Genomic DNA, 894 nt, shown 5'->3' with positions numbered 1-894 from the left:
TTGATTTCCTCAGGCGCCAAAGGCCGGTGAGGGTTCGAGGCCTCAGAAACCTTTTTCGTCGCAATGTGCCGGAACTGAAGCGTACCCGTTTCGTCGAAGTATGCCTCATAGCCTTCCTTTTTCAGAGGGATGTTGAGGGTCTCCAGCGCCTTTGACCGGCCGAGGTCTTCATCGACGGCCTCCGACCGGTCCATCAGTATGCGGAAGACACGGACGAAACGGCCAGGAAGTGCGTGAGGCTGCAGCGAAGGTTCGGCTAAAAGTTCTGTCAGACGGTCCGTGGCCCAAGCCCAGCGGGTGGAGCCATCGTGAACGAATGGGAGATCGCAATCTTCGAAGAACTCGGTGATGTATTTGCTTGATCGGTATGGGAAGTAAGCAGCATCACCGACGACGCACTCCGCCAGCGCACGAACATTACGGGACTTGAACTGCATAGAGTGAGACTCCGACGGCGGATACGGATATTGAGAGGGTTTATTCGGGTTGGATCTGCACAGCACTGTATTGTCAAGTCGTGGGGTTGCCGTCGACGGCGGGAACGGTTCAGTTTCTGCCGACGCCGTAGTTCCTAACACTAAGGTCTGGCGAGCCATTACTTTAGCTTTTGAATCTTAAAGGCGGCAGCAGCGCAAGCCGTGTGGGACGGATCTGCCGCTAGCGATCGGGATAGATCATAGGTACCGTCGCCTCCAGAAAACCCCTTCACGGTCGAAAAGATGTGCTTATGAAGGTATTGTGTGGCGGCGCAGCCTGTGCGGATTGCACCTTGCGGGTTCTCTTCGGGATCATAGCTTGCGGTTGCCGCATCCCGAGGCAGCTCGACCGTCCATACGGCGCTGCTGAGGTCCTTCAACCAAGATGCCACGGCATAGGAGCCGTAAAGGCCTGGTG

At 56.4% G+C, this 894-nt stretch carries 1 protein-coding gene and 1 pseudogene; both read right to left on the bottom strand.

Going from position 1 to position 894, the window contains the following annotated elements:
* Positions 1 to 437, bottom strand: a pseudogene (locus X742_RS140365) (hypothetical protein); the annotation flags it as partial.
* A 158-nt stretch (positions 438 to 595) separates the two neighbouring features.
* On the bottom strand, positions 596 to 894 hold a 299-nt coding region (locus tag X742_RS1000000175295), incomplete at its 5' end, for a hypothetical protein (RefSeq protein ID WP_032925178.1).

It is taken from the genome of Mesorhizobium sp. LNHC229A00 (genome assembly GCF_000502415.1).
Taxonomy (GTDB): domain Bacteria; phylum Pseudomonadota; class Alphaproteobacteria; order Rhizobiales; family Rhizobiaceae; genus Mesorhizobium.
Note: the sequence above shows the minus strand (reverse complement) of the source record. Positions and strands in the feature narration are given on the sequence as shown.